The sequence below is a fragment of the Mycobacterium sp. NGS66 genome (assembly GCF_059812225.1).
Window position 1 is genome coordinate 56,873 of record NZ_JCALCG010000006.1, and the last position, 26,479, is coordinate 83,351.

General features: G+C 65.6%; 27 protein-coding genes. 8 read left to right on the forward strand and 19 right to left on the reverse strand.

Translation table 11 applies throughout. From position 1 onward, the window contains the following. Positions 1–32: 32 nt before the first annotated feature. The 8 genes from AC5Y2L_RS13675 to ctaD all read right to left on the reverse strand — a co-directional run bounded on the left by AC5Y2L_RS13675 (position 33) and on the right by ctaD (position 8,572). On the reverse strand, positions 33–716 hold the full coding sequence (locus tag AC5Y2L_RS13675; protein ID WP_499936208.1) for an esterase: 684 nt from the start codon (positions 714–716) through the stop codon (positions 33–35). A 65-nt stretch (positions 717–781) separates the two neighbouring features. Next, positions 782–1,963: a THUMP-like domain-containing protein gene (locus tag AC5Y2L_RS13680; RefSeq protein ID WP_499936097.1), complete on the reverse strand. Its 1,182-nt coding sequence runs from the start codon at positions 1,961–1,963 to the stop codon at positions 782–784. A gap of 10 nt (positions 1,964–1,973) precedes the next feature. Beyond that, the gene (locus AC5Y2L_RS13685; RefSeq protein WP_499936096.1) at positions 1,974–2,957 is read right to left on the reverse strand and encodes a class I SAM-dependent methyltransferase; all 984 of its coding nucleotides are present in this window, start codon (positions 2,955–2,957) and stop codon (positions 1,974–1,976) included. Positions 2,958–2,967: 10 nt separating this feature from the next. Further along, on the reverse strand, positions 2,968–3,732 hold the full coding sequence (locus AC5Y2L_RS13690) for an enoyl-CoA hydratase (RefSeq protein WP_499936207.1): 765 nt from the start codon (positions 3,730–3,732) through the stop codon (positions 2,968–2,970). 8 nt (positions 3,733–3,740) lie between these two features. Continuing rightward, positions 3,741–4,571, reverse strand: coding sequence for an NUDIX hydrolase (locus tag AC5Y2L_RS13695; RefSeq protein ID WP_499936094.1), 831 nt, complete (start codon positions 4,569–4,571; stop codon positions 3,741–3,743). After that, a complete protein-coding gene (locus AC5Y2L_RS13700) occupies positions 4,568–5,440 on the reverse strand; it encodes an ABC transporter ATP-binding protein (RefSeq protein WP_499936093.1) in 873 nt (290 codons plus the stop codon). The genes AC5Y2L_RS13695 and AC5Y2L_RS13700 overlap by 4 nt, the downstream gene beginning before the upstream one ends. A 120-nt stretch (positions 5,441–5,560) precedes the next feature. Continuing rightward, positions 5,561–6,796, reverse strand: coding sequence for a phosphoserine phosphatase SerB (gene serB / locus AC5Y2L_RS13705; protein WP_499936092.1), 1,236 nt, complete (start codon positions 6,794–6,796; stop codon positions 5,561–5,563). A 15-nt stretch (positions 6,797–6,811) separates the two neighbouring features. Continuing rightward, a complete protein-coding gene (gene ctaD / locus AC5Y2L_RS13710) occupies positions 6,812–8,572 on the reverse strand; it encodes an aa3-type cytochrome oxidase subunit I (protein ID WP_499936205.1) in 1,761 nt (586 codons plus the stop codon). Between the two features lie 193 nt (positions 8,573–8,765). On the opposite strand from ctaD, the gene AC5Y2L_RS13715 reads away from it, so the two are divergent. The 4 genes from AC5Y2L_RS13715 (at position 8,766) to AC5Y2L_RS13730 (ending at position 11,696) form a co-directional block, all read left to right on the forward strand. Beyond that, positions 8,766–9,848, forward strand: a complete 1,083-nt coding sequence (locus AC5Y2L_RS13715; RefSeq protein ID WP_499936204.1) for an iron-siderophore ABC transporter substrate-binding protein — start codon at positions 8,766–8,768, stop codon at positions 9,846–9,848. Between the two features lie 59 nt (positions 9,849–9,907). Continuing rightward, the gene (locus AC5Y2L_RS13720; protein WP_499936090.1) at positions 9,908–10,138 is read left to right on the forward strand and encodes a hypothetical protein; all 231 of its coding nucleotides are present in this window, start codon (positions 9,908–9,910) and stop codon (positions 10,136–10,138) included. Then, complete coding sequence (locus tag AC5Y2L_RS13725; RefSeq protein ID WP_499936089.1) at positions 10,128–10,445, forward strand: type II toxin-antitoxin system PemK/MazF family toxin; 318 nt, start codon at positions 10,128–10,130, stop codon at positions 10,443–10,445. The genes AC5Y2L_RS13720 and AC5Y2L_RS13725 overlap by 11 nt, the downstream gene beginning before the upstream one ends. Positions 10,446–10,655: 210 nt before the next feature. Further along, on the forward strand, positions 10,656–11,696 hold the full coding sequence (locus AC5Y2L_RS13730; RefSeq protein ID WP_499936087.1) for an NAD(P)-dependent alcohol dehydrogenase: 1,041 nt from the start codon (positions 10,656–10,658) through the stop codon (positions 11,694–11,696). Here AC5Y2L_RS13730 and AC5Y2L_RS13735 read toward each other — a convergent pair. From AC5Y2L_RS13735 to AC5Y2L_RS13755, 5 genes are all read right to left on the reverse strand, one after another. Further along, positions 11,685–12,098 (reverse strand): DUF3349 domain-containing protein, encoded by a 414-nt coding sequence (locus AC5Y2L_RS13735; RefSeq protein ID WP_499936203.1) that lies wholly within the window; start codon positions 12,096–12,098, stop codon positions 11,685–11,687. The two genes, AC5Y2L_RS13730 and AC5Y2L_RS13735, sit on opposite strands and share 12 nt — an antisense overlap. A 256-nt stretch (positions 12,099–12,354) precedes the next feature. After that, positions 12,355–12,708: a DUF4190 domain-containing protein gene (locus tag AC5Y2L_RS13740; protein ID WP_499936085.1), complete on the reverse strand. Its 354-nt coding sequence runs from the start codon at positions 12,706–12,708 to the stop codon at positions 12,355–12,357. A gap of 55 nt (positions 12,709–12,763) precedes the next feature. Continuing rightward, the gene (gene nrdF, locus AC5Y2L_RS13745) at positions 12,764–13,738 is read right to left on the reverse strand and encodes a class 1b ribonucleoside-diphosphate reductase subunit beta (RefSeq protein WP_499936083.1); all 975 of its coding nucleotides are present in this window, start codon (positions 13,736–13,738) and stop codon (positions 12,764–12,766) included. Positions 13,739–13,934: 196 nt separating this feature from the next. Then, on the reverse strand, positions 13,935–15,497 hold the full coding sequence (locus AC5Y2L_RS13750; RefSeq protein ID WP_499936082.1) for a flavin-containing monooxygenase: 1,563 nt from the start codon (positions 15,495–15,497) through the stop codon (positions 13,935–13,937). Between the two features lie 166 nt (positions 15,498–15,663). Continuing rightward, positions 15,664–16,416: a TetR/AcrR family transcriptional regulator gene (locus AC5Y2L_RS13755; protein WP_499936081.1), complete on the reverse strand. Its 753-nt coding sequence runs from the start codon at positions 16,414–16,416 to the stop codon at positions 15,664–15,666. Positions 16,417–16,532: 116 nt separating this feature from the next. Between AC5Y2L_RS13755 and AC5Y2L_RS13760 the strand changes: the two genes are divergently transcribed. After that, positions 16,533–17,147: a dihydrofolate reductase family protein gene (locus AC5Y2L_RS13760; protein ID WP_499936079.1), complete on the forward strand. Its 615-nt coding sequence runs from the start codon at positions 16,533–16,535 to the stop codon at positions 17,145–17,147. A gap of 101 nt (positions 17,148–17,248) precedes the next feature. Here the strand turns inward: AC5Y2L_RS13760 and nrdE are convergent, their stop codons facing one another. The 4 genes from nrdE to AC5Y2L_RS13780 form a co-directional block, all read right to left on the reverse strand. Beyond that, complete coding sequence (gene nrdE / locus AC5Y2L_RS13765) at positions 17,249–19,414, reverse strand: class 1b ribonucleoside-diphosphate reductase subunit alpha (protein ID WP_499936077.1); 2,166 nt, start codon at positions 19,412–19,414, stop codon at positions 17,249–17,251. Further along, positions 19,384–19,896 (reverse strand): class Ib ribonucleoside-diphosphate reductase assembly flavoprotein NrdI, encoded by a 513-nt coding sequence (gene nrdI / locus AC5Y2L_RS13770; RefSeq protein WP_499936075.1) that lies wholly within the window; start codon positions 19,894–19,896, stop codon positions 19,384–19,386. The genes nrdE and nrdI overlap by 31 nt, the downstream gene beginning before the upstream one ends. A 52-nt stretch (positions 19,897–19,948) precedes the next feature. Next, positions 19,949–20,188: a redoxin NrdH gene (locus AC5Y2L_RS13775; protein WP_067240163.1), complete on the reverse strand. Its 240-nt coding sequence runs from the start codon at positions 20,186–20,188 to the stop codon at positions 19,949–19,951. Between the two features lie 466 nt (positions 20,189–20,654). Then, the gene (locus tag AC5Y2L_RS13780; protein WP_499936074.1) at positions 20,655–21,215 is read right to left on the reverse strand and encodes an NAD(P)H-dependent oxidoreductase; all 561 of its coding nucleotides are present in this window, start codon (positions 21,213–21,215) and stop codon (positions 20,655–20,657) included. 89 nt (positions 21,216–21,304) lie between these two features. Between AC5Y2L_RS13780 and AC5Y2L_RS13785 the strand changes: the two genes are divergently transcribed. Both AC5Y2L_RS13785 and AC5Y2L_RS13790 read left to right on the forward strand, forming a co-directional pair. Continuing rightward, a complete protein-coding gene (locus AC5Y2L_RS13785; protein WP_499936072.1) occupies positions 21,305–21,925 on the forward strand; it encodes a TetR/AcrR family transcriptional regulator in 621 nt (206 codons plus the stop codon). Continuing rightward, positions 21,922–22,980, forward strand: a complete 1,059-nt coding sequence (locus tag AC5Y2L_RS13790) for a DNA polymerase IV (protein ID WP_499936070.1) — start codon at positions 21,922–21,924, stop codon at positions 22,978–22,980. The genes AC5Y2L_RS13785 and AC5Y2L_RS13790 overlap by 4 nt, the downstream gene beginning before the upstream one ends. Before the next feature lie 218 nt (positions 22,981–23,198). Here AC5Y2L_RS13790 and AC5Y2L_RS13795 read toward each other — a convergent pair whose 3' ends face one another. Both AC5Y2L_RS13795 and AC5Y2L_RS13800 read right to left on the reverse strand, forming a co-directional pair. Beyond that, on the reverse strand, positions 23,199–24,086 hold the full coding sequence (locus AC5Y2L_RS13795; protein ID WP_499936068.1) for an SDR family oxidoreductase: 888 nt from the start codon (positions 24,084–24,086) through the stop codon (positions 23,199–23,201). Positions 24,087–24,112: 26 nt separating this feature from the next. Continuing rightward, positions 24,113–24,769: a TetR/AcrR family transcriptional regulator gene (locus AC5Y2L_RS13800; protein WP_499936067.1), complete on the reverse strand. Its 657-nt coding sequence runs from the start codon at positions 24,767–24,769 to the stop codon at positions 24,113–24,115. A gap of 126 nt (positions 24,770–24,895) precedes the next feature. Between AC5Y2L_RS13800 and AC5Y2L_RS13805 the strand changes: the two genes are divergently transcribed. After that, positions 24,896–26,377 (forward strand): cytochrome P450, encoded by a 1,482-nt coding sequence (locus AC5Y2L_RS13805; RefSeq protein WP_499936065.1) that lies wholly within the window; start codon positions 24,896–24,898, stop codon positions 26,375–26,377. Positions 26,378–26,479 lie beyond the last annotated feature (102 nt).

Consider the following 26,479-nt stretch of genomic DNA (forward strand, 5'->3'; position numbering starts at 1 on the left):
CCATTTTTGGGGGATTTTGCGTCTGCTCGCCGTTAAATCGCGAGCGGTGGGATGGAGCTGCGCGGCACCTGGGCTTGGGTTGCGCCGGCAAACGACGGCAGCAGCTCGCCCGGCGAGAAGTAGAAGATCAGCGCGTCGTCGGTGATGGCGAAGTTCTGGTAGTGCGACGAGTCCAGGCCCGACGACGGCGATATCGCGGCGCCCAGCGCGTTCTCGTGCTCCAGCTCGCGCTGGACGATCGGGAAGATACTTTCCAGCGGGGCGGTGCCGGGAGCGAACAGCGTGTCGAACGTGATCGGCTGTTTGGTCCCCAGGTTGTAGTTGAACGCCTTGAACCAGGTGGACGGCCGCGTCCCACCCAGATCCTGGAAGAACTTGAGCACCACGCTGCGAGTGTTGTGCGGGGGTTGCCCGGAGCTGTGCTCCTCGCTGGTGGCATCCATTTGGTAGGGGTGATCGCGCGCCCCGGACCCCTCGGCGACGTTGACGAACCCGTCGCGGTTCTGCGTGATGTAGTCGGTCAGCGCCTGCTGATCGGGATAGTCCGTCGGAAACGTCATGTTGAGCGTGTACGTCGCGCCCGAGGCGTGCACGCGGCAGGTTTGAGCGGCCACGACGGTGCCGCCCAAGCCGGCACATGACGGCGGCTCAGCGGCGGCCGGGCAGGCAGCCCAGAGCGCGAAAACCGACAGCGCGGCAGCTATTACATAGCGCATTGTCGAGTGGCCCTCGCAGACTCGAGGGGTCGCCTGGAAGAGCATCGTCGACAGCTTACCGGTCGCTAACGCGAGGGCCGGCAGACGAACACCGTCGCCTGACTTGCCGGTCCGGAGCCGATGCGGGTGATCACGGCCGACAGGGCCTGTCTCCCGCGCAGCCGCAGCCGCCGGCGCAGCGCGTCGAGATCCACCGGCAGGCCGCGGATCAGGATCTCGAGCGCGCCGCAGTCCAGCGCCGTCAGCGCCTGTCTGAGTCGGCGCTCGTCGAACGCCAACTGGTCGAGCACTTCGAAGCCCCGCACCCGCGCAGGCAGCCGGTCCCCCGACAGGTACGCGATGTCGGGGTCGAGCTGCCACAGTCCGTGTCGCGCGCCGTAGTGCCGCACCAGACCGGCGCGGACCACGGCGCCGTCCGGGTCGACGATCCATCGCCCGGCAGACCGCACCGGGCAGTCCCCCGGCTCGGCGTCGGTGATCTGCTCATGGCTGTCCAGGATGGTGGCCCGACGGCGCACGCCCGGCTCGGCCAGCCCCGGTGACCACAGGCACGCCTCCCGGACCGAACCGCGATACGACGTCACCTCGATTTCGCCGCGGAATCCCAGCCCGGCTAGTTGTTCGAAATCTATTCCAGGAGAACACTTTACGACCAGCTCCCGGCCGCGATAGCAGTCCATCAACGGTCCCAGGGCAGGCTGGTAGTCCCGGGGGTTGAACCGTCGGCGCCCGGCCGTGCGACGCCCGGGGTCGACGAGCACCACGGCGTCGCGGGTCACCGGGGCCAGCGCGTCGGCACGACACAGCAACGTCGCCGGCCCCAGATTGTGGCGTGCCATCGCCAGCCGTACCGGGTCGATATCGCTTCCGACGGCGCGGATTCCCGCGACGCGCAACGCAGCCACTTCGGTGCCGATCGAGCAGGTGGCGTCGTGCACCGGAGCGCCGGTTCGAGCCAGCCGGTCGGCCCGGTGCAAGGCCACCGGCCCCGCCGTGGCTTGCTGCACCGCCTCGTCGGTGAAAAGCCAGCTCGACACGTCACAGAGGTCGCCCAGCTTGGCCACCGCCCGGCGGCGCAGCAGCGTCGTCTCGACCAGCACCGGCGCCCGGTCGCCGAACCGGGTCCGCGCCGCGGCGGTATCGGCAACCCGGGTGACCTCCGTCAGCGGTGATTCAGCGACCGCTCGCAGGGCCTCGGCGCCGGTTTCGGACCGCAGGTATTTGACGTCGTCGACGCTGAACCGCAACGCGACGGACTCAGGACGGCTTTACCCCGGTGATCATCACGTTGTAGAACCAGCCCTTGGGCACCAAGTGACGCCATACGTTGGCGTCCACCCAGCTCAGGGTCTTCCAGCTGGTGAAGGCGAACTTCGCCCAACCCCAGCCCAGGCGCTCGGGCGGCACCGCGCATTCGAACGTGCGCAGCGGCCAGCCCAGCATGGCGGCGGTGAACTCCACGGTGGCGGTCCGGACCTCGGCGGCGCCGGCGTTTGCGGCCATCCGCTCCAGGTCACCGGGGGTGAAAGTGTGCAGGTCGACGAGAGCCTCCAGGGCAGCGGCGCGGGACGACTCGTCGAGCTCGGCCTGGGGGCGCCGCCAGTCCGTCAGACCCGGCAACTTGGTGGCATTGGTGATGACTCGCCAGGTCAGCGTGGACAGCGTGCGGGCGTAGCCGTCGCCCACGCTGGTCGGCTCGCCGGCGAACACGAACCGGCCACCCGGCTTCAACACCCGGATCGTCTCCCGCAGCGACAGCTCGACGTCGGGAATGTGGTGCAGCACCGCGTGGCCGACCACCAGATCGAAGGTGTTGTCGTCGTACGGGATGCCCTCGGCGTCGGCGACCCGGCCGTCGATGTCCAGCCCGAGCGACTGCCCGTTACGGGTGGCGACCTTGACCATGCCAGGAGAGAGATCGGTGACCGACCCGCGGCGCGCTACACCCGCCTGGATCAGATTCAGCAGGAAAAACCCTGTCCCGCAACCTAATTCCAAGGCCCGATCATAGGGCAGTTGGTGCAGAACCTCGTCTGGCACGGCACCGTCGAAGCAATCCCGGGCGTAGTCGACGCAGCGCTGGTCGTAGGAGATCGACCATTTGTCGTCGTAGGTCTCGGCTTCCCAGTCGTGGTAGAGCACCTGGGCCAGCTTGCTGTCGTGGCGTGCGGCTTCCACCTGTTCCGCGGTCGCATGCGGGTTGGGGGCGGCGTCAGCGGGGATGTTGGAGCTCCTCGTCATGCAGGGCAGCCTATCGGCCGCCCGGATCGCCCGCGTCGGCAAGGCCCTGACCAGCGGCGAATGCCTCGACATAGCGGTGGTGTTCGGCGGCCAGGCGCTCGGCAGGCTCGGCGTTCCACAGGGCATTGATCCCCGCCTTGGCGGCCGCCAGCGCGTGCGAGGGTCCGTCCAAAAAGCGGCGCGCCCAGGCCGCGGCCTCGTCGTACACGTCGTCGGGTGCGACCATCTCGTCGATCAGGCCCAACGCCATGGCCTCCTTGGCATCGAAGAAGCGTCCGCTGAACACCAACTCCTTGGCCTTGCTGGACCCGGTAGCGCGGGTCAGCCGGGCCATCCCGTCGCCACCGGGGATCAGGCCGGCCAGGATCTCGGTGGCACCGAACTTCACGTTGTCACCGCTCACCCGCCAGTCGGCGGCCAGCGCCAACGTCAGCCCGGCGCCCAATGCGTATCCGGTGATAGCGGCGACGGTGGGTTTGGGAATTGCGGCGACGGCCTCGATGGCGGCGCGCCGGACCCGGTCGGCGACGCCGGCCTCCGCCGGGGTCAGCGTCCGCAACTCGGCCATCTCGTCGCCGGCCGAGAAGATTTCGTGGCCACCGAACAGGATCACCGCGGCGACGTCGTCGCGCCGGCCCAATTCGTCTGCGGCGGAAGCGATTTCCCGGTACACCTGACGTGTCATCGCGTTGGTCGGCGGCCGCGACAGCAATAGCATCGCCAGACCGGCGTCCTGTGAGCCGTCGCTGACCACCACGCTGACGAACTCTCGCACCGAGGAGGTCACAGCGGCCACCCCATGGTTCCGCCTTTCTTGCGTGCCGCGTGGTAGCGGTCGGAGTCGAAGAACTCGAAAATCCAGTTGTCGCCCTGGATTTCCAGGTGGGGCTGCACGGCGACGATCTGACGCTCCACGGCCAGGATGTCGGCGACGGTGCGGCCGGCCAGCGAGTCGAGCTGTGTCCAGGTCGGCGGCAGCAAAAAGTTGCGGCCCGCTTCGAAGTCCGCGATGGCGGCCTGCGGCGTCATCCATTCGGCCCGGTCCGATTCGGTGTTCTCGCCGTCGGCGCGCTGACCGTCGGGCAGCGCCCCCACGAAGAAGTAGGTGTCGTAGCGCCGGGTCAGCTCGGCCTCCGGGGTAACCCAATTCGCCCACGGCCGCAACAGATCCGAACGCAGCACCAGGTTTTCCCGGCGCAGGAAATCCGCGAACGACAGCGAGCGATTGGCCAGCGCCTGCCGGGACTCGCGGTACACCGAGGCGTCGCCCACGATGGCGTCCGGATCGTTGACCGGCCCCGCGAACAGCACTCCCGACTCCTCGAAGGTCTCCCGCGCCGCGGCGCAGACCAATGCCTCGGCCAGGTCGGGTTCGATGCCGAACCGCTGTGCCCACCAGTCGGGCGGCGGACCGGCCCAGGCGATATCGGCGTTGCGGTCGCGATCGTCCACCCCGCCGCCGGGGAACACCATCACCCCCGCGGCGAAGTCCATCGCCGAATGCCGGCGCATGAGGAACACGCTGACACCCTCGGCGGAACCGGGCTCGGCGTCACGGACCAGCATCACCGTCGCCGCCGGCCTGGGAGTGAGCGGCTCCTGCGGTGTGTTCATACCTGCCTCCGGTGGGCTGCGCGGGTGCGGACCCGCCTGGCGAAATAGCGTCCGTCGACGACGTCCAGGGCGATCGACTGGCCGAAGGCGATGGACAGGTTTTCGGCGGTCAGCACATCGGGCAGCAAACCGGCGGCGACCACCTGGGCTTCCGACAGCAGCATGCAGTGGGTGAAGCCCGGCGGCACCTCCTCGACATGGTGGGTGACCAGCACCAGCGCCGGCGCGTCGGGATCGGCAGCGAGGTCGGTCAAACGCGCCACCAGCTCTTCGCGCCCGCCGAGGTCCAGCCCGGCGGCGGGTTCGTCGAGCAGCAGCAGTTCCGGGTCGGTCATCAGCGCCCGGGCGATCAGCACCCGTTTGCGCTCGCCTTCCGAGAGCGTGCCGTAGGTGCGGTCCGCCAGATGCTCGGCGCCCAGGCTCTCCAGCATGTCGACCGCCCGGCGGTAGTCGATGTCCTCGTAGCGCTCCCGCCATCGGCCCAGCACCGCGTAGCCGGCCGACACCACCAGGTCGCGGACCAGCTCGTGGTCTGGCACCCGTTGTGCCAGCGCCGACGAGCTCAGCCCGATCCGCGCGCGCAGCTCGGAGACGTCGACACGGCCCAGCCGCTCCCCCAGAACGTAGGCCGTTCCCGACGACGGGTGTTCGGTGGCCGCGGCGATGCGCAGCAGCGACGTCTTGCCGGCCCCGTTGGGACCGATGATCACCCAGCGTTCGTCGAGTTCGACGGTCCAGTCGACGGGCCCGACCAGTACGCGGCCGCCGCGGCGCAGCGAAACGCCCTTGAAGTCGATCAGCAGATCCGGGTCAGCGGTTTCGGTGTCGGTTTCGGGGCCGATTTCGGGCACCCGATCATCGTGCCGCATGCATGGCGAGCAGACACAAAAGCCCCCATATGTCACCGCGAGCGTGCGCAAATGTACGCGTTTTCGCCGTCTAAGGCGTACCTTTGCGCACCCTCGCGGCAGAGGCGGTGCTCGCGCCCCCTAGGCCGGCGGGATTTCGACGCGGCGGACCACGCCGTCGACCGCATCGGCGGCCTCGATCTCGCCGCGGGTCACGCCCAGCAAGAACAGCACCGTGTCCAGGTAAGGATGGCTCAGCGACGCGTCGGCCACGGCGCGCAATGCCGGCTTGGCATTAAAAGCCACGCCCAGCCCGGCTGCTGCCAGCATGTCGATGTCGTTGGCCCCGTCGCCGACGGCGACCGTCTGCTCCATGGGGACCCCGGTCTGCTCCGCGAAGTCGCGGAGCGCCTTGGCCTTGCCGGCCCGGTCGATGATCGGTCCGATCACCCGACCGGTCAGCACACCGTCGACGATCTCCAGCTCGTTGGCCGCGACGAAGTCCAGCATCAGCTCGTGGGCCAGCGGATCGATCACCCGCCGGAATCCCCCCGACACGACGCCGCAGTGAAAACCCAAGCGCCGCAACGTCCGTATCGTCGTTCGGGCGCCGGGCATCAACTCCAGCTGATCGGCGACCTCGTCCAGCACGCTCGCCGGCATGCCCGCCAAGGTCGCCACCCGCTGCACCAGTGACTCGGCGAAATCCAGCTCCCCGCGCATCGCAGCCTCGGTGATCGCCGCGACCTTGCCCTGGGCGCCCACCCGGGCCGCCAGCATTTCGATGACCTCGCCCTGGACCAACGTCGAATCGACGTCGAACACGATGAGCCGTTTGGCGCGCCGGTCCAGCCCGTAACTCTCGACCGCCACGTCGACCTGTTCCGCGGCGGCGACTCTGGTCAGGGCGGTCTGCAGCTCACCACCGACTCCTGGCGGCACCGATACCCGCAACTCCAACCCGGTGACCGGGTAGTCGGACACGCCGCGAATCAGGTCGATGTTGACCCCGAGTGCGGCAGCTTCCCGCGCGACGGCCGCGAACGCCTCGGCGGTGATCGGCCGTCCCAGCACCATGATGATGTGGGTGGAGGGTTCCCGGATGATCGGCAAGTCGTCACTGCGTTCGATCGCGACGTCGAGACCGACGTCGTGGATCGCGGCCTCGACGTCGCGCCGCAGGGCAGTGTCCTCGGCGACATCGGCGGTCACCGACACCAGCACACCCAGCGTGAGACGGCCGCGAATCACCACCTGTTCGACGTTGAGCAACTCGACTTTGTGCTGCGACAGCACGTTGAACAGGGCGGACGTGACACCTGGCTGATCGGCACCGGTGACGGTGATCAGCACCGACACCTTGGGTGGCGAGTTCACTCGCGGCGGCCGCCGCTACTGTTCACTGGTCGAGCGATCCGGTTCTGTTCGTGGGCCGAATCCCTTCGGCGACTCACCGGCCGTGGCGTGGCGCCCGATGTGCGCCTCGGCGCGAAGTCGTTCCACCATGTGCGGGTAGTGCAGCTCGAACGCCGGACGCTCGGAGCGGATCCTGGGCAGCTCGGTGAAGTTGTGTCGAGGCGGCGGGCAACTGGTCGCCCACTCCAGCGAATTGCCGTAGCCCCAGGGGTCGTCGACGGTCACCACTTCGCCGTAGCGCCAGCTCTTGAAGACGTTCCAAACGAACGGCAGCATCGACGCGCCCAGAATGAACGCCCCGATGGTCGAGACGACGTTGTAGGGCATGAAGCCATCGGTCTTCAGATAGTCCGCGTAGCGGCGCGGCATGCCCAAGTCGCCGACCCAGTGCTGCACCAGGAATGTGGTGTGGAATCCGATGAACGTCAGCCAGAAGTGCAGCTTGCCCAACCGTTCGTCGAGCAGCCGGCCGGTCATCTTGGGAAACCAGAAATAGATGCCGGCGAACGTGGAGAACACGATGGTGCCGAACAACACGTAGTGGAAGTGGGCAACCACGAAGTAGCTGTCGGTCACGTGGAAGTCCAGCGGCGGGCTGGCCAGCAGCACACCGGTCAGGCCACCCAGCAGGAAGGTTACTGCGAAGCCGATGGAGAACAGCATCGGCGTCTCAAATGTCAACTGGCCCTTCCACATTGTGCCGATCCAGTTGAAGAACTTGATCCCGGTGGGCACCGCGATCAGATATGTCATGAAGGAGAAGAACGGCAGCAGTACGGCGCCGGTGGCGAACATGTGGTGCGCCCATACCGCTACCGACAACGCGGCGATCGACAGGGTCGCATAGACCAGCGTGGTGTAGCCGAAGATCGGCTTGCGGGAGAACACCGGGAAAATCTCGGACACGATCCCGAAGAAAGGCAGCGCGATGATGTACACCTCGGGGTGGCCGAAGAACCAGAACAGGTGCTGCCACAACAGAACTCCGCCATTGGCCGCGTCGTAGACATGGGCGCCCAGGTGGCGGTCGGCGGCCAGCCCGAACAGGGCGGCGGTCAGCAGCGGGAACGCGATCAGCACCAGGATCGAGGTGACCAGGATGTTCCAGGTGAAGATCGGCATCCGGAACATCGTCATGCCCGGAGCGCGCATGCAGACCACGGTGGTGATCATGTTGACCGCGCCCAGGATGGTACCCAGACCCGCGACGATCAGACCCATGATCCATAGGTCACCACCGGCGCCCGGCGAGTGGATGGCATCGGTCAGCGGGGTGTAGGCGGTCCAGCCGAAGTCGGCAGCCCCACCCGGCGTGATGAACCCGGCGGCGCCCAGCGTGGCGCCGAACAGGAACAACCAGAACGAAAACGCATTCAGCCGCGGGAACGCCACGTCGGGGGCCCCGATCTGCAGCGGCAGCACCAGGTTGGCGAATCCGAACACGATCGGCGTGGCGTAGAACAACAGCATGATCGTGCCGTGCATGGTGAACAGCTGGTTGAACTGCTCATTCGACAGGAACTGCAGACCCGGCATGGCCAGCTCGGTCCGCATCAACAATGCCAGCAGGCCGCCGATGAAGAAGAAGATGAAGCAGGCGACGCAATACATGATGCCGATCAGCTTGTGATCGGTGGTGGTGATGAGCTTGTAGACCAGGTTTCCCTTGGGCCCCATGCGGGCTGGGTAGGGACGGACGGCTTCGAGTTCTCCCAAGGGGGGCGCTTCGGCTGTCAACAGCTCCTCCAAACATCCGTCCAGGACAGTGCCCAAAACGAGGCCCAAAAACCAATACTGCCCAGAATCTTAGCCTTCGATCAGGTCAGTGGAAGGCTTGGTCCTACAAACTGTCGTATTCGCGGTCAAGCCGTTTCGGCTCGGTGCCGCGAGGCGAGCGGATGTTACCGTCGAACGCGTGTTTTTCGGTCGGATGCGACTCACCGCGTCCGCAGCCTCGATAGCCGCAGCGGTGACGCTGGTGACGTGCAGCGGGTGTGGATCCGATCAGCCTTCCAAGCCGTCCCGGTCGGTGCCCACCCCGACGACCCAGATCGCCCGGGCCGGCGTGCTGGGTAACGATCGCAAGCCCGACGAATCCTGCGCACGTGAGGCGGCGGCTCCCGACGCCGGACCGCCCACCCGGCCGGCGCACAACGCCGAAGGCGTCGTACCCGACGTCGTACAAGTGCCGTCCGACCCGCAGCGCATTGTCGTGCTCGCCGGCGACCAGCTCGACGCGATATGCGCGCTGGGTCTGCAGTCGCGGGTGGTAGGAGCCGCGCTGCCGGACGGCCCGTCCGGTCCGCCGACATACCTGGGCAACGCGGTGCATGGGCTGCCCGGCGTAGGCACCCGAAGTTCGCCCGATCTGAACGCGATCAAGGCTGCCCATCCTGACTTGATCCTCGGCTCGCAGGGCTTGACGCCGCAGTTGTATGCGCAGCTGGCGGCGGTCGCTCCGACTGTGTTCACTGGGGCCCCCGGCGCGGGCTGGCAGGACAACCTGCGTGCCGTCGGCGCGGCCACCGCACGCGGCGCCGCCGTCGACGGACTGATCGCCGGCTTCACCCGGCGCGCGACGGAGGTCGGGGCCAAGCACGACGCGGCGCACTTCCAGGCCTCGATCGTGCAGCTGACCGCCAACACCATGCGTGTGTACGGGTCCAAGAACTTTCCGGCCAGCGTGCTGGGGGCGGTCGGGGTCGACCGTCCGGCGTCGCAGCGCTTCACCGACAAGACGTTCATCGAGTTCGGCGCCAGCGATGCCGACCTGGCCAAGTCGCCGGATTGGTCGGCGGCCGACGCCGACATCGTCTACGTGTCATGCACCTCGCGGGCCGTGGCGGAGCGCGCCGCCCACATCTTCGACAGCGATCCGTGGCGCAGGCTCTCCGCTTACCGCGACAACCGTGTCTTCGTCGTCAACGATGAGATCTGGCAGACCGGCCAGGGTTTGATCGCCGCGCGTGGCATCGTCGACGACCTGCGCTGGGTCAACGCGCCGATCAACTAAACCGCACAGGCAAGCTTGACCTGATCAGTCGTAACTACATTCGTATTACAGTATGTCGTATGAGCACGCTGACGATTCGCACGGACCCAGAAGTGGAACGGGCCCTGGCGGCCCTAACCAGTGACGGCAAGTCGCGGTCGGAGGCGGCCCGTGCCGCAATTCTGGAGGCAGAGCGCGCACATCGACGGGCTCGATTACGGGCAGAGGCCGAAGCACTGCGCGACGACCCCGACGACGTGGCCGCCTCTCGCGCCTTGGCCGCGGAGATGGACGCCATCCGTGCGTGGTGATTTGTACCGGCTGAAAGCCCCGAAGAACACGCGTGGGCACGAACAGCACGGCGCCCGCTACGCCGTGGTGGTGCAGTCCGACGACCTGCCGCTCTCCACATGGATCATCGCGCCTACTTCCACCGGACGGCGCGCAGCCTCTTTCCGCCCTGAGATCGAAATCGATGGCACCAAGACGCGTGTCATGGTGGAACAGCTGACCGTGATCGACCCGCAATCCCGCCTCGGCGAGTTCGCCGGGCGCCTTGGAGCCGCCGAGATGCAGGCCGTCGATACGGCTTTGCGGGCCGTACTCGGCCTGGACTGACCAGTCGGCGGAGTGCGGGCGGGCGCCGACATCCTCTATCTGTGTGCAGGTGTTGCACCTCAGATGCCGTGGCGGAGCGACTTCCAGTGGGGTGCTCCCCCAGCCGACCGTCATAAGCTGGTCGTTGGGCTCTACCTGGCCGGTTGGAAAAATAACTTTAACCTAACTAAACTTTTCTGGAACCCCCAAGACGAAGACAAGAAGGCTGTCATGAGCACTGTTTCTGCCTATGCCGCGACGTCGGCCACCGCACCGCTGACCAAGACCACCATCGAGCGCCGCGACCCTGGCCCGCATGACGTCGCTATCGACATCAAGTTCGCGGGCATCTGCCACTCCGACATCCACACCGTCAAGGCCGAGTGGGGCGAACCGAATTACCCGGTGGTCCCCGGCCACGAGATCGCCGGCGTGGTGACCGCGGTGGGTTCGGCGGTCACCAAGCACAAAGTGGGCGACCACGTCGGGGTGGGCTGCATGGTGAACTCCTGCGGCCAATGCCGCAGCTGCAAGGCCGGACTCGAGCAGTATTGCAAGCCCGGCGCGACGTTCACCTATAACTCGATCGACAAGGACGGCACTCCGACGCAAGGCGGGTACAGCCAGGCGATCGTCGTCGACGAGAACTTCGTGGTGCGAATCCCCGACTCGCTGCCGCTGGACGCCGCGGCCCCGCTGCTGTGCGCGGGTATCACGCTGTACTCGCCGCTGCGGCACTGGAAGGCCGGACCAGACACGCGCCTGGCGATCATCGGCCTCGGCGGCCTTGGTCACATGGGCGTCAAACTGGGGGCGGCGATGGGCGCCGAGGTGACGGTGCTGTCCCAGTCGCTGAAGAAGATGGAAGACGGATTGCGTTTGGGCGCAAAGAATTACTACGCGACGGCCGATCCGGACACCTTCCGCAAACTGCGCGGCAGCTTCGACCTGATCCTGAACACCGTGTCGGCCAACCTGGATCTGGGCGACTACTTGAACCTGCTCGACGTCGACGGCTCGCTGGTCGAGTTGGGCATCCCCGAGCACCCGATGCCGGTGCCGGCGTTCGCGCTGGCGCTCGCGCGGCGCAGCCTGTCCGGGTCCAACATCGGCGGGATCGCCGAAACCCAGGAGATGCTGAATTTCTGCGCCGAACACGGCGTGACGCCCGAAATCGAGCTGATCACACCGGATTACATCAACGAGGCCTACGAGCGGGTGCTGGCCAGCGACGTGCGCTACCGCTTCGTCATCGACATCTCAAAGCTGTGACGAAGCGCGTGCTTGCCACGCGATCTCTTCGGCGGCCTCGCCGTCTTCGTCGCCGGGGATCACCTCGCTGACGTCGATGCCGGCCAGCGGCCAACCGGCGGCGGCCAGCGTGGCCGCCACCCGCCGGACGTTCTCCGGGCCGGGATCGTGGTGCGTCAATTCGGCGATGGACTCGGCGATTTCGTTGCCGTCGATCACGCCGTCGACCACGGCTGGCGACCCCTTGGCGGTGAGGTTGGTGACCACCTCTTTGAGTTGATCGGGGGTAAGCGGCGTGCTGCGCAACAAGGCCAGCAACGGGACCCGATCGGGTCCGGGCACGCCGTCGGGGTAGCCGGCCTGCAGCCAGCGCACCACCGAACGCACAAAGTTGGAGTGACTACGAGGGGAACCTGATGTCATCACCCCATCAGTGTCATGGCTGGCAAACCATCCGCGCTCGCCCGAACCGGACAATTCATGCGGCGTTCACCTCTAGAAATCCCATTGGAGCGGACGGCCGTGCCAGCTCGACTCGCTCAAGCGAGCGCAGCATCTTTCAGGTGGCCATGGCCCGCCCTGACCGACCCCGCGGCGTCTGCAGATCCTAGTCGGCCGAGGCTGCTTGCGGCGCAACGCTTATCGCCGCAGGACGTCCCGCGGCACGATAGGCGCGCGACTAGTTGGATATGAACAGTTGCGCGATCCCAATCAGCACGAGCAACCCGATGACCGCGCCGCTGATAGCTATCCCGGCGATCGCCAAACCGCGGCCGTCCTGACCGGTCTGCTTGATCTGGCCCAACGCGACGAAGCCGAAGATCAACCCGAGAATGGGCCCGATGATGCACATCCAGCCGACCAGGGAAGACACCAACGACGCGATGGCCATGGCGTTGGTACCGGTGCTAGCCGGCTGCGGATAGCCATAACCGCCGGGCACCGGCGGAGGATAGCCGTAGCCACCCGATGCAGGCGGATACCCGTGATCGCCCGGCGGCGGTGGCGGTTGGTAGCTAGGCGGTTCCGACACAGCGACCTCCTTCGGGGCAAGCGAAGCTCGTAATTATCCCGCTGACCTGGAACCGCTAGAAATCCCAGTCCTCGTCTTCGGTGACCACGGCTTTGCCGATCACGTACGAGGAGCCCGACCCGGAAAAGAAGTCGTGGTTCTCGTCGGCGTTGGGTGACAACGCCGACAGGATCGCCGGGTTCACGTCGGTTTCGTCGCGCGGGAACAGCGCCTCGTAGCCCAGGTTCATCAGCGCCTTGTTGGCGTTGTAGCGCAAGAACTTCTTGACGTCCTCGGTGAGCCCGACTTCGTCGTAAAGGTCCTGGGTGTACTCGACCTCGTTGTCGTACAGGTCGAAAAGCAGCTCGTAGGTGTAGTCCTTGAGCTCGGCGCGCTTGGCCTCGTCGACCAGCTGCAGGCCGCGCTGGAACTTGTAGCCGATGTAGTAGCCGTGCACGGCTTCGTCACGAATGATCAGCCGGATCATGTCGGCGGTGTTAGTCAGCTTGGCCCGGCTCGACCAGTACATGGGCAAGTAGAAGCCCGAGTAGAACAGGAAGCTTTCCAGCAGCGTGGAGGCCACCTTGCGCTTCAGCGGCTCGTCGCCGCGGTAGTACGTGAGCACGATCTCGGCTTTGCGCTGCAGGTTGGGGTTCTCTTCCGACCAGCGGAAGGCGTCGTCGATCTCGGCCGTCGAGCACAGCGTGGAGAAGATCTGGCTGTAGCTCTTGGCGTGCACCGACTCCATGAACGCGATGTTGGTGTAGACGGCTTCCTCGTGCGGGGTCAAGGCGTCGGGAATCAGGCTGACCGCACCCACGGTGCCCTGAATGGTGTCCAGCATGGTCAGGCCGGTGAACACGCGCATGGTCAGCTGCTTCTCGCCGGCGGTCAGCGTGCCCCAGGACGGGATGTCGTTGGACACCGGCACCTTCTCCGGCAGCCAGAAGTTTCCGGTCAGCCGGTCCCAGACTTCGGCGTCTTTTTCGTCTTGCAGCCGGTTCCAGTTGATCGCCGAAACCCGGTCGATCAGCTTCATGTTCTCGGTCACCGAAACCCCACTTCACCGCTCGAATTGGTTGCCGTGTCTGGACTTCAAACACTACCCCTGGGGTCCGACAAGGCGGGGCAACACAAGAAGTTGTGTCTGCCGTGTCGTGGGGCCGGTGCGTGCAAGGTCGCGCGAACAGACGCAAAGTCACCCCATTCGGCACTGAATCGGGTGATTTTGCGTCTTCTCGGCGGAACTAGCTGGCGGCCAGCGCCGGCCGATTGGCCTTGGCGCTTTTGCCCACCCCGTAAAACTGGTACTCCTCGGGCTTGACCCCGCGGGTCGCCCGCCAGTACTGCCAGGTGTAGCCACCCCACAGCACGGTGTTCTTGCCGTGCTCGTCGAGGTACCAGCTGCTGCAGCCGCCGCTGTTCCACACGGACGTCGCCAGCTTGGCCTGCAGCTCGTCGTTGAACCGGTCCTGCGCGGCGCGCGTCGGGGCCAGCGCCTGCGCGCCCAGCTTGTCGCAGGTGGCGATCGCGTCGGCGACGTAGTGGATCTGCGATTCGATCATGAACACCACGGAGTTGTGCCCCAACCCGGTGTTGGGGCCCAGCAGGAAGAACAGGTTCGGCATGTCCGCGACCGCTATCCCGCGGTGCGCGCCGATACCCTCCCGGTTCCACCGGTCCACCAGGTCCTCACCGTGCCGGCCCTTGATCTGGACGTAGGTGTAGGAGTCGGTGACGTGGAAGCCGGTGGCGTAGACGATCACGTCGGCCTGGTGCTCGGTTCCGTCGGCGGTGACGATGCCGTCGCGGGTGATCCGGGTGATGCCGTCGGTGATCAATTGCGTCTTGGGGTCCGCGACGGCGCCGTAGTACGTGGACGAGTTGAGGATCCGTTTGCAACCGATGCGATAGTTCGGGGTCAGCTTGCGGCGCAGCTCGCGGTCCTTGACGGAGCGACGGATGTTGTATTTGCAGTAGGCCTCGATGAACTTCAGGGCATTCGGCCGCTTGACCATGCCGTAAGCCAGCGCCTCCTGGGCCCAGTAGATACCGAGACGCGTCAGCGCTCGCAGCCCGGGAACGGTCGCCATGGCCCGCCGCAACGACACCGGGATGTCCGGGTTGGACCGCGGCACCACCCAGGGCGGGGTGCGCTGGTAAAGCTGCAGTTCGGCGACCTGCCCGACGATCTCGGGCACGATCTGGATCGCACTGGCGCCCGTCCCGATGATCGCCACGCGCTTGCCGGTGAGATCGACGCTGTGGTCCCACTCCGCGGAGTGGAACGCCGGACCGGCGAATTCCTCCCGGCCGTCGATCTCGGGGAAGGACGGAATGTGCAGGGCGCCGGCGCCCGACACCAGGAACTGTGCGACGTATTCGCGCCCGTCGGTGGTGAACACGTGCCAGCGGTGTTCGTCGTCGTCCCAGTGTCCGCGGTCGACCAGCGAGTTGAACTCGATGTAGCGGCGCAGCCCGTATTTGTCGGTGACGCCCTTGAGGTAATCCCAGATCTCGGGCTGGTAGGAGAACGGGTTCTTCCAGTCCGGCTTCGGCTCGAAGGAGAACGAATACAGGTGTGACGGGATGTCGCACGCGCAGCCTGGGTAGCTGTTGTCCCGCCAGGTGCCACCGACGTCGTCGGCCTTCTCCAAAATCACGAAGTCCACGCCTTGCCGTTGCAGCGCGATCGCCATGCCCAGGCCGGAAAATCCGGTCCCGATGATGACGACGCGGGTGTGCACCGGCGCGCGGTCCTGGGACGGGCTGAGCTCCGCGTCGCTGACGGGAATCGCAGTATCAGTCATTGATTGCTTCCTATTGAGTCTCGGCGGGGCGTTTGCTGGCGGGTCGGTGGCTGGAGACGCCTGGCCTGGCAACTACCCAACAAATACCTAGTACCCAGGGTATCGGTTAGGACGAGTGTTATCGAAGCCCGCGACGATGTCAACGCCGATCGACGCTGCGCGTGACTCAGCTCACAGCGGGATTGCTGGGCACCACGTGGTGGATCGGCTGGTCGGGATCCATGGCGATGCCGAGCGTCTCGGCGGTGCCGACGATGACGCCCATCATGATCGTCGTCAGGTGCGCGACGAACTGATCGGCCGGCATCCGACGCGGGCTGTCGGGCTCCGGCCCCAGCCACCACTCGGTGGCCGACGCGGCCGACCCGAACGCGGCGAACGCGGCAAGTTCCAGCGCATCGCGGCTCAGCTCCATCTCGCGCAGCTCGTTGTTGAACATCTCGGCCATGGTCAGGGTGATTTCCCGGCCTTCGTTGAGCGTGCGCACCGCCGCCTCGGACTGGGCCACAAAACGGCCCTGGATGAAGACGCGCACGACATTCGGGTGCTTGTCGACGAGGTTGGCGTATTCCTGGACGCTGCGCCGGATCACCTCGCGGGCCGAGTCGCGGGTCAGGTCGATGTTCGGGAAGATCGCACTCCACAGCATGTCGCGCAGCCGTTCGCCGATTGCCTCGAACAGGTCGGACTTGTCGTGGAAATGCCGGTAAATCTTGGGCTTTGCGGTCCCGGCCTCTTCGGCGATCTCCCGCACACTCACATCGGGGCCGGCGCGTTCGATCGCGCGGAAAGCGGCCTCGACGATTTCGCCGCGCACCTTCTTGCGGTGCTCACGCCAGCGTTCGCTGCGCGCGTCGACCTTGCGCCCGGGCTTGATGCTCGGGTGCGGCGGTCGAGGAGGTCGAGGCATTCTCACCACGTCAAGCACCTTACCGCGCTGTGGCTGCTGAGCTGGGCAGAGCGGGCGCTCCACTCCCCTCCCATTCACACGTGGCGCTCCGATGAGTTTTGCTGTGCGTCGGAGTCTGAGTCTGTGTGTCTAGAACCAACCTGTCGATGTCCATCTCCGCCGACGGCTACGTTGCGGGCCCCGAGCAAAGCGAAGACGAGCCGCTTGGCATCGGCGGCAGGGCCCTTCACGACTGGCACTTGGGCCCCACCAAGGATCATCCGGCCAACCGGCAGGTGATCTCGGACATGATGGACGGGATGGGCGCAACAATTATGGGCCGCAACATGTTCGGCCCTGTTCGCGGCGAATGGGGAGACTCGCAGTGGAAGGGATGGTGGGGTGCCGAGCCGCCGTATCACTGCCCGGTCTTTGTGCTCACCCACTACCCGCACGCCCCGATCGAGATGGAAGGCGGCACGACGTTTCACTTCGTCACCGACGGGATCCAATCGGCATACGCCCAAGCCAGGTCGGTCGCTGGCGACCGACCCATTTCCATCGCCGGGGGCGCCTCGTGCGCCCGGCAGGCGATCGAGGCTGGTTTTGTCGACGAGATTGATCTGCAGGTCAACCCGGTGATCCTGGGAGCCGGCGAGCGTCTATTCGATGGCTTCGCGCCCGGTCGGCCACAACTCGAACTGGTTCGGGTGCTCGAGGCTCCCGGAGTGGCCCACCTGCGCTACCGCGTCATCCGATGACCGCGCGAGGCTGCGCCCCTCCGCAGGGGTTTTGCCAAACGTGAATCTGTCGACGCGACACGCCGTGCAGCCGTCGCCGGATTCACAGTCGGCGGGTACTCCTACAGCATGCAGGACACGCAGCCCTCGACCTCGGTGCCTTCCAAGGCCATCTGACGCAGCCGGATGTAGTACAGCGTCTTGATTCCCTTGCGCCAGGCGTAGATCTGCGCCTTGTTCACATCGCGAGTGGTGGCGGTGTCCTTGAAGAACAACGTCAACGAAAGCCCTTGGTCCACATGTTGAGTGGCCGCCGCGTAGGTGTCGATGATCTTCTCGTAGCCGATTTCGTAGGCGTCCTGGTAGTACTCCAGGTTGTCGTTGGTCATGTACGGCGCCGGGTAGTAGACGCGGCCGATTTTGCCTTCCTTGCGGATCTCGACCTTCGACACGATCGGGTGGATCGACGACGTCGAATGGTTGATGTACGAGATCGACCCCGTCGGCGGCACCGCCTGCAGGTTCTGGTTGTAGATGCCATGCGCCTGCACCGACTCCTTCAGCCGGCGCCAATCGTCCTGCGTCGGAATGCGGATTTCGGCTTTGGAGAACAACTGCCGAACAGCTTCGGTTTGCGGCTCCCACACCTGCTCGGTGTACTTGTCGAAGAACTCCCCTGACGCGTACTTGGACCGCTCGAAACCCTTGAAATGCGTTCCGCGTTCGATCGCGATGCGGTTGGATGCCCGCAGTGCGTGATACAGCACCGTATAGAAGTAGATGTTGGTGAAGTCGATGCCTTCTTCGGAACCGTAGAAGATGCCTTCTCGGGCCAAATAGCCGTGCAGGTTCATCTGCCCTAGCCCGATCGCGTGGGACTCGTTGTTGCCCCGCTCGATCGACGGCACCGACGTGATATGGGTCTGGTCGCTCACCGCGGTCAGCGCGCGGATCGCCACCTCGATGGTCTGGGCGAAGTCCGGCGAGTCCATCGTCTTGGCGATGTTCAGCGACCCGAGGTTGCACGAAATGTCTTTGCCCACTTTGGCATACGAAAGGTCGTCGTTGAACACCGACGGCGTGGACACCTGCAGGATCTCCGAGCACAGGTTGGAGTGGGTGATCTTGCCGTCGATGGGGTTGGCCCGGTTCACGGTGTCCTCGAACATGATGTACGGGTAGCCCGACTCGAACTGCAGCTCGGCGAGCGTCTGGAAGAACTCCCGCGCCTTGATCTTGGTCTTGCGGATACGTGCGTCGTCGACCATCTCGTAGTACTTCTCGGTCACCGAGATGTCGGCGAACGGCAGTCCGTAGACCCGCTCGACGTCGTACGGCGAGAACAGATACATGTCGTCGTTGCGCTTGGCCAGCTCGAAGGTGATGTCGGGGATCACCACGCCGAGCGACAGCGTCTTGATCCGAATCTTCTCGTCGGCGTTCTCACGCTTGGTGTCCAGGAAGCGGTAGATGTCTGGATGATGGGCGTTCAGGTACACCGCTCCGGCGCCTTGGCGCGCGCCCAACTGGTTGGCGTACGAGAACGAGTCCTCGAGCAGCTTCATGATCGGGATGACACCCGAGCTCTGGTTCTCGATGTTCTTGATCGGTGCGCCGTGCTCGCGAATGTTGGTCAACAGCAACGCAACTCCCCCGCCGCGCTTGGACAGCTGCAGGGCGGAGTTGATCGATCGCCCGATCGACTCCATGTTGTCCTCGATGCGAAGGAGGAAGCAGCTCACCGGCTCTCCGCGTTGCTTTTTGCCCGAGTTCAGGAATGTCGGGGTGGCCGGCTGGAACCGGCCGTCGATGATCTCGTCGACCAGCTTCTCGGCCAGCCCGGTGTCGCCGGCCGCCAAGGTGAGCGCGACCATGACGACCCGGTCCTCGAAACGCTCCAGATAACGCTTCCCGTCGAACGTCTTGAGCGTGTAGGAGGTGTAGTACTTGAACGCGCCGAGAAACGTCGGGAACCGGAACTTCTTGGCGTAGGCACGGTCCAGCAGTGTCTTGACGAAATTGCGCGAGTACTGGTCGAGAACCTCACGCTCGTAATAGTTCTCGCGGATCAGGTAGTCCAGCTTCTCGTCGTAGTTGTGGAAGAAGACGGTGTTCTGGTTGACGTGCTGCAGGAAGTACTGGTGGGCCGCTTCCCGGTCTTTGTCGAACTGAATCTTGCCGTCCGCGTCGTACAGATTCAGCATCGCGTTCAGCGCGTGGTAATCCGTTTCGTCAGGCAGTCCGTGCGCGGAGGTGGTTACAGGCTCTGCAGTGACGGTTGGGGGCACGTCTGTTCCTTCCAGAAGTCAGCCAGACCCGCGCGGACGGCGTCGACGTCGTCGGGGGTCCCCATCAGTTCGAAGCGGTAGAGGTATGGAACGCCGCATTTGCGGGAGACCACGTTGCCCGCATAGGCGAATTCCGCACCGAAGTTGTTGTTGCCCGCGGCGATGACGCCGCGGATCAGCGACCGGTTGTGCTCGTTGTTCAAAAAGGCGATGACCTGTTTGGGGACGTAGCCACCGTCGTTGATGTCCGGGGTGGCCCGCCCGCCGCCGTAGGTGGGCAGTATCAGCACGTAGGGCTCGTCGACCTCGATTCGGCCATGGAGCGGTATCCGCGTGGCGGGAATACCCAGCTTCTGGACAAAGCGGTGGGTGTTCTCCGACACGCTGGAGAAATAGACCAGTGGCGATCGCAAGCGCGGCGCAGCCGGGCGTTGGGGGCACCCCCAGCCGCCGAGCGGCGAGGGGGACGGGTCGACACTCATCCAACCTGGGTTGCGCGACTGCACCGCAACCTCCTTACCAATCGTCTGCCGCTCAGGCGCTCAGCGCGGCCGCTGCGAGCGCCTTGATCCGGTCCGGCCGAAAACCCGACCAGTGGTCATCGCCTGCCACCACGACGGGCGCCTGCAGATACCCCAGCGCCATCACGTAATCGCGTGCCTCGGGGTCCAGGGTGATGTCGACCGTGTCGTAGGCGATGCCTTGCTTGTCCAGCGCCTTGTAGGTGGCGCTGCACTGCACACATGCGGGCTTGGTGTAGACGGTGATGCTCATCGGAGATGCCGCTCCTTTGCGGGAAGATGGCGGAACATATTGGGAACTGTCACGAACTGGCAACTACTCTGGTGATGCGTCTGCGCTGTATTCAGCGGCCCGTCATGCCCCCAGATTCCCATCCTGCGGCCCGCCCCGCCGAAGCCGTGGCTGCGACGCGGTCAAGCCGATTCCGGGAGCTTCACCCGGCCTGGCTGGCTCGGTGATGCTGGGTTCTGCTGGCCTTCGAAACACTACACCTAGTGGGTGACAAGTTGTCGAGATACAAGATGTTCTGAATAACATTTTTGAAATTCCCTGGTCGTAAGGCTGTGTGCCGCGCGCCGCTCGGCGTGTCGCAGATCACACCTCCCTCGCAAGCCAGCCCGCGCTACGCGTACTTCCCGGTATATCACCGGCCACCGACAAATCCGCCTGCACGAGGTTCACCGACCAGGCGCCAGCAAAGCCGGCGAAGACTACGCCGTCAGCCGACTTCGGCGGCGAGTTTGCCGACCGCGTCGCGCACGTTCGCCGAGAGCTCCGCGTTTTCCGCGACGGCATTACCACCCAGCGTCTGCAAGGGCACCGACAACTTGATGGCGTCGACCACGCGTGCGCCGGCGATGCCGAATGACTTTCGCGTCTCGTCGTGCGCCCATACCCCGCCGTAGCGACCCATGGCGCCACCGATCACCGCCAGCGGCTTGTCTTTCAAGGCGCCGTCGCCGAAGGGCCGGGACAGCCAGTCGATCGCGTTCTTGACCACCGCGGGGATGCTGCCGTTGTACTCCGGAGTGACCACCAGCGCCGCATCCGCTTCGCCCGCCGCGGCCCGTAGCGCGGCCGCCGCCGCCGGTGCCTGCTCGACCGTGGCGTTCATCGCCGGGTCGATGTCCTCGTTGTAGAACGGCAGTTCGCCCAGCCCTTCGAAGACGGTGACGACGACCCCGTCCGGAGCAACCGCCGCGGCCAGTTCGGCGATCTGGCGGTTGATCGACGCCGCGCGCAGACTGCCCACGAGCGCCAAGACTTTGATGTCGGACATGTCGGGTTCCCTTCGGTCGTTGAACTACATCTTTGCACGACCGAACCGGACTATGGTCCGGATTATTCCGTTCGCGCTACAGTGCTGGTGTGAGCGAGCGGTTGGGCGAGTTGCCGGTCTCCGCTTCGCAGGAGCTGATCGACCGCCGTGCAACGGGGAGAAGCGACGCGGTGCGCAATCGCGGACTGTTGCTCGACGCCGCTCGCGACCTGATTGCCAAGCGCGGCGCCGACGCCGTCACGATGGACGACATCGCCGAGGCCGCCGGTGTCGGTAAGGGCACGCTGTTTCGCCGCTTCGGCAGCCGGGCCGGTCTGATGATGGTGCTGCTCGACGAGGATGAACGCGCCAGTCAACAGGCCTTCCTATTCGGCCCGCCGCCGCTGGGACCCGACGCGCCACCGCTGGACCGGCTGGTGGCGTTCGGTCGGGAACGAATTTGCTTCGTGCATGCTCACCACGCGCTGCTGTCGGCGGCCAACCGCAATCCACTGAACCGCTATGGGCCGGCCGCGATGGTGGTCCGGACACACGTGCGGGTGCTGCTGCAATCGGCGTGCACCACCGGTGATCTCGATGTACAGACGGACGCATTGCTGGCCCTGCTCGACGCCGACTACGTCGAGCACCAGCTCAACGACGGCGGTCACACCCTCGAGACGTTGAGCGAGGCGTGGGCGAGCCTGGCGCGCAAGCTCTGCGGCCAATGAAACCGCAGACAGTTACGCCGGCGCCGCGCTGGATCCTGCATGTCGACCTCGACCAGTTCCTGGCGTCGGTCGAACTGCGCCGCCACCCCGACCTGGTCGGCCAACCCGTCATCGTCGGCGGCAACGGCGATCCGAACGAACCCCGCAAGGTCGTCACCTGCGCCTCATACGAGGCCCGCGAGTTCGGGGTGCATGCCGGGATGCCCCTGCGCCAGGCCGCTCGCCGCTGCCCCGATGCCACGTTCCTGGCGTCCGACCCCGCCGCCTACGACGAGGCGTCCGACCAGGTGATGGGGTTGTTGCGCGACCTGGGACACCCGGTCGAGGTGTGGGGTTGGGACGAGGCCTATGTGGCCGTGGCGGCCCCTGCCGATCCCGTCGAGGTCGCCGAGCAGATCCGCACCGTCGTCTCCACCGCGGCAGGGCTGTCCTGTTCGGTCGGCATCAGCGACAACAAGCAGCGCGCCAAGGTCGCCACCGGCTTTGCCAAGCCGGCCGGGGTGTTCGTGCTCACCGACGCGAACTGGATGACGTTGATGGCCGACCGTCCGGTCGACGCGCTGTGGGGCGTGGGTCCGAAGACGGCGAAAAAGCTTGCCAGCCTTGGCATTACCACTGTCTCGGAGCTCGCGCACAGCGATGCCGAACTGCTGACGTCGGCGTTCGGCCCAAGCACCGGGCTGTCGCTGTTGTTGCTTGCCAAGGGCGGCGGCGATACCGATGTCAGCGCCGAGCCGTGGGTGCCGCGGTCGCGCAGCCATGTCGTCACGTTCCCGCGGGACCTGACCGATCGCGCCGAAATGGACTCGGCGATAACGCAATTGGCCCGCCAAGCACTCGACGAGGTGGTAGCCGCGGGGCGCATCGTCACGCGGGTGGCGGTGACCGTGCGTACCGCGACGTTTTATACCCGGACTAAAATCCGCAAGCTGGCGGCGCCCACCACCGATCCCGATGTGATCACCGAGACTGCGCTACGGGTGCTGGACCTGTTCGAGTTGGACCGGCCGATCCGGTTACTGGGCGTGCGGCTGGAACTCGAGATGCCCGCCTAGCTAGTGGCGATCGCAAGCGCGGCGCAGCCGGGCGAAGCGGGTCGCCACAATCTGGTCCCGTGGCGATCGCAAGCGCGGCGCAGCCGGGCGCTGGGGGCACCCCCGCGAAGCTGGGGGACGGGTCGCCACAATCTGGTCCCGTGGCGATCGCAAGCGCGGCGCAGCCGGGCGCTGGGGGCACCCCCGCGAAGCTGGGGGACGGGTCGCCACCATCGGTTCTAGTGGCGCGGCAGCACCGGGCTGGGCCGCAGCGCGCGGGTGAACATCACGTTGACTTGCCGCATCGCCACGCTGTAGGGCCACCACGCCAGCCGCTTGAAGGCGTACAGCGCCCGGATGTCCGGCGACGTGTAGATCAGGTATCTGTTCTTGGCGACACCGGCCACGATTTTCTCGGCCGCCCTTTCCGGCGATACCGCATGACCGCTGAACCGATCGATCCACCGGCTGACGTTGGGATCTTCGCGGTCCACGCCGGCGATTTCCACCGTGTTGACCAGCGGCGTCTTCACTGCCCCCGGTACCACGACCGACACTCCGATGCGGTGTCGGGCCAGGTCGAAGCGCAGCACCTCGGAAAGCCCGCGCAATCCGTACTTGCTCGCGCTGTAGGCGGCATGCCAGGGCAGCGCGACCAGGCCCGCGGCCGACGACACGTTGACCAAGTGGCCGCCCCGCCCGGCCGCCACCATCGGCGGAACGAATGTCTCGATCACGTGGATCGGCCCCATCAAATTGATCGAGATCATCCGGTTCCACTGATCGTGCGTGAGCCGGTCGACGGTTCCCCACGCCGAGACGCCCGCGATGTTCATCACCACGTCCATGCTGGGGTGGGCGGCATGGATGTCCGCCCCGAATGCGGCCACCTCGTCATAGTCGGAGATATCGAGGGCGCGGTACTCGGGCACCTCGGCGCCCAGCGCACGAGCGTCGGAAACCGTCTGCGCCAGACCCTCGTCGTCGCGGTCCGTCAAATACAGCTCGGCGCCCTGCGCGGCCAGCCGCAATGCCGTGGCCCGGCCGATGCCGCTGGCCGCACCGGTGACAAAGCACCGCTTTCCGTTGAAATACCGCCCTCCGAACCGCTGACCCGTCTGCGCCATGCCGGAGACCATACCGGCGGTATCAATTACGCCCGGGGCGAGCCGCCCCACAGCGCGGTCAGCCACAACTGCTCGAGCACCCGCACGCGCCGCTCCACGTCGCTGTCGTCGCCGACCAGGATGTGGTCGCCGGTCAGCATCAACGCGGTGGTTCCGGCCAGCGTGCGGACCAACGTCGGCAGGTCATGGCTGATCGGGTTCGCCGTTCCGGCTTTCACCTCGGTTTCGACGATGGCGAGGATCTCGCGCAGCACCACTTGAAACTGCTGCTCGAGAATGTCGCGGATCTGGCTATCGGTGTGGCGCGCGGTATTGCACGCCGCCATCACCGGATCGTGGCGCGCATAGACAGCTGCCGCGCTGCCGACCATCCGCTTGGCGAACTGCTCCGGTGATTCCCCTGGCTGACGAGGCGCGAAATATTGCGTGCGTTCTTCGAGCTCTTCGGCGGCCTCGGCCAGTATCTGCGCCAGCACCGAATATTTGGAGTCGAAATAGAAGTAGAAGCCGGATCGGGCCACGCCGGCACGCAGGCTGATGGCACTCACCGACAGCTCGGCGAACGACCTTTCCTCGAGTAACTCCCGCACCGCCTGCAGAATCGCCTGGCGCTGCCGGTCTCCGCGCCGGCGCAGGACGGGCGCTGAGTCCTCGTGGGTGGCGTTGGCGGCCTGGCTATTCACCCGTGATCACACCCTGACCTTGCACCACAACGTTCCGAAAGCAAACTTGACAGCCGTCAAGTTTAGCCGAAGTATAAAGAAATAAGTGACACCGCTCACGGGCAGCGGAAGCGCAAAGGAGCGTTAATGGTCGCCACCATCAGCACCCCGCACTACCTGCTTGACCAGGCACGGCGCCGGTTCACTCCGTCCATCAACAACTTTCCCGGCATGGGATTGGTGGAACGCAGGCTGCTGAAGACGGAGTTCCCGGAGCGAAAGCTCGCCGAGCCGCCGGACGGCAGTGGGCTCAAGCCGGTCCTGGGCGACGCGGGACTGCCGATCATCGGGCACATCATCGAGATGTTGCGCGGGGGGCCGGACTACGTGCTGCACTTGTACCGGACCAAGGGGCCAGTGGTATTCGGGGACTCCCCGGTGCTGCCGGGCGTCGCGGCGCTGGGGCCGGACGCAGCGCAGATCATCTACTCGAACCGCAACAAGGACTACTCCCAACAGGGCTGGGTCCCGGTGATCGGACCGTTCTTCCACCGGGGTCTGATGTTGCTCGACTTCGACGAGCACATGTTCCACCGGCGGATCATGCAGGAGGCATTCGTCCGCTCCCGGCTGGTCAGCTACGTCGAGCAGATGGACCACGTGGTGTCGCAAGTGGTCGCCAACGACTGGGTGGCCAACGATGCCCGCTTCCTGCTCTATCCGGCGATGAAAGAACTCACCCTGGACATCGCCTCGATGGTGTTCATGGGTCACGAGCCGGGCACCGACCACGAGCTGGTCACCAAGGTCAACAAGGCGTTCACCATCACCACCCGCGCGGGCAACGCGATCATCCGCACCAGTGTCCCGCCGTTCACCTGGTGGCGCGGCCTCAAGGCGCGCGAGCTGCTGGAGAACTACTTCCGCGAACGCGTCAAGGAGCAGCGCGGCAAGCAAGGCAACGACCTGCTGTCGGTGTTGTGCCAAACCGAGGACGAGGACGGCAACAAATTCTCCGACGAGGACATCGTCAACCACATGATCTTCTTGATGATGGCCGCCCACGACACGTCGACGTCGACCGCGACGACGATGGCCTACCACCTTGCCGCCCACCCGGAATGGCAGCAGCGCTGCCGCGACGAGTCCGACCGCCTCGGCGACGGCCCGCTCGACATCGAGTCGCTGGAGAAGCTGGAATCACTCGATCTGGTGATGGACGAGTCGATTCGTATTGTGACGCCGGTGCAATGGGCGATGCGCCAGACGGTCCGCGACACCGACCTGCTGGGCTACTACATCCCCAAAGGCACCAATGTCATCGCTTATCCGGGAATGAACCACCGCCTGCCGGAACTGTGGACCGACCCGCTGAAATTCGACCCGGAACGGTTCACCGAGCCGCGCAGCGAGCACAAACGACACCGCTACGCGTTCGCACCGTTCGGCGGCGGCGCGCACAAGTGCATCGGGATGGTGTTCGGACGGCTGGAGGTCAAGACGATTCTGCACCGCTTGCTGCGGCGTTACCGGCTGGAGTTGCCGCGGCCCGATTACCAGCCGCGCTGGGACTACGGTGGGATGCCGATACCGATGGACGGCATGCCGATCGTGCTGCGTCCGCTTTAATAGCGCGAGCAGACCGAAAAGCCCCCGATTTCGCCGCACGAAACAGGGGCTTTTCCGGCTGCTGCCCGTAGGAGGTAAGGATGGCAGTGTTGCGGTCCGGGC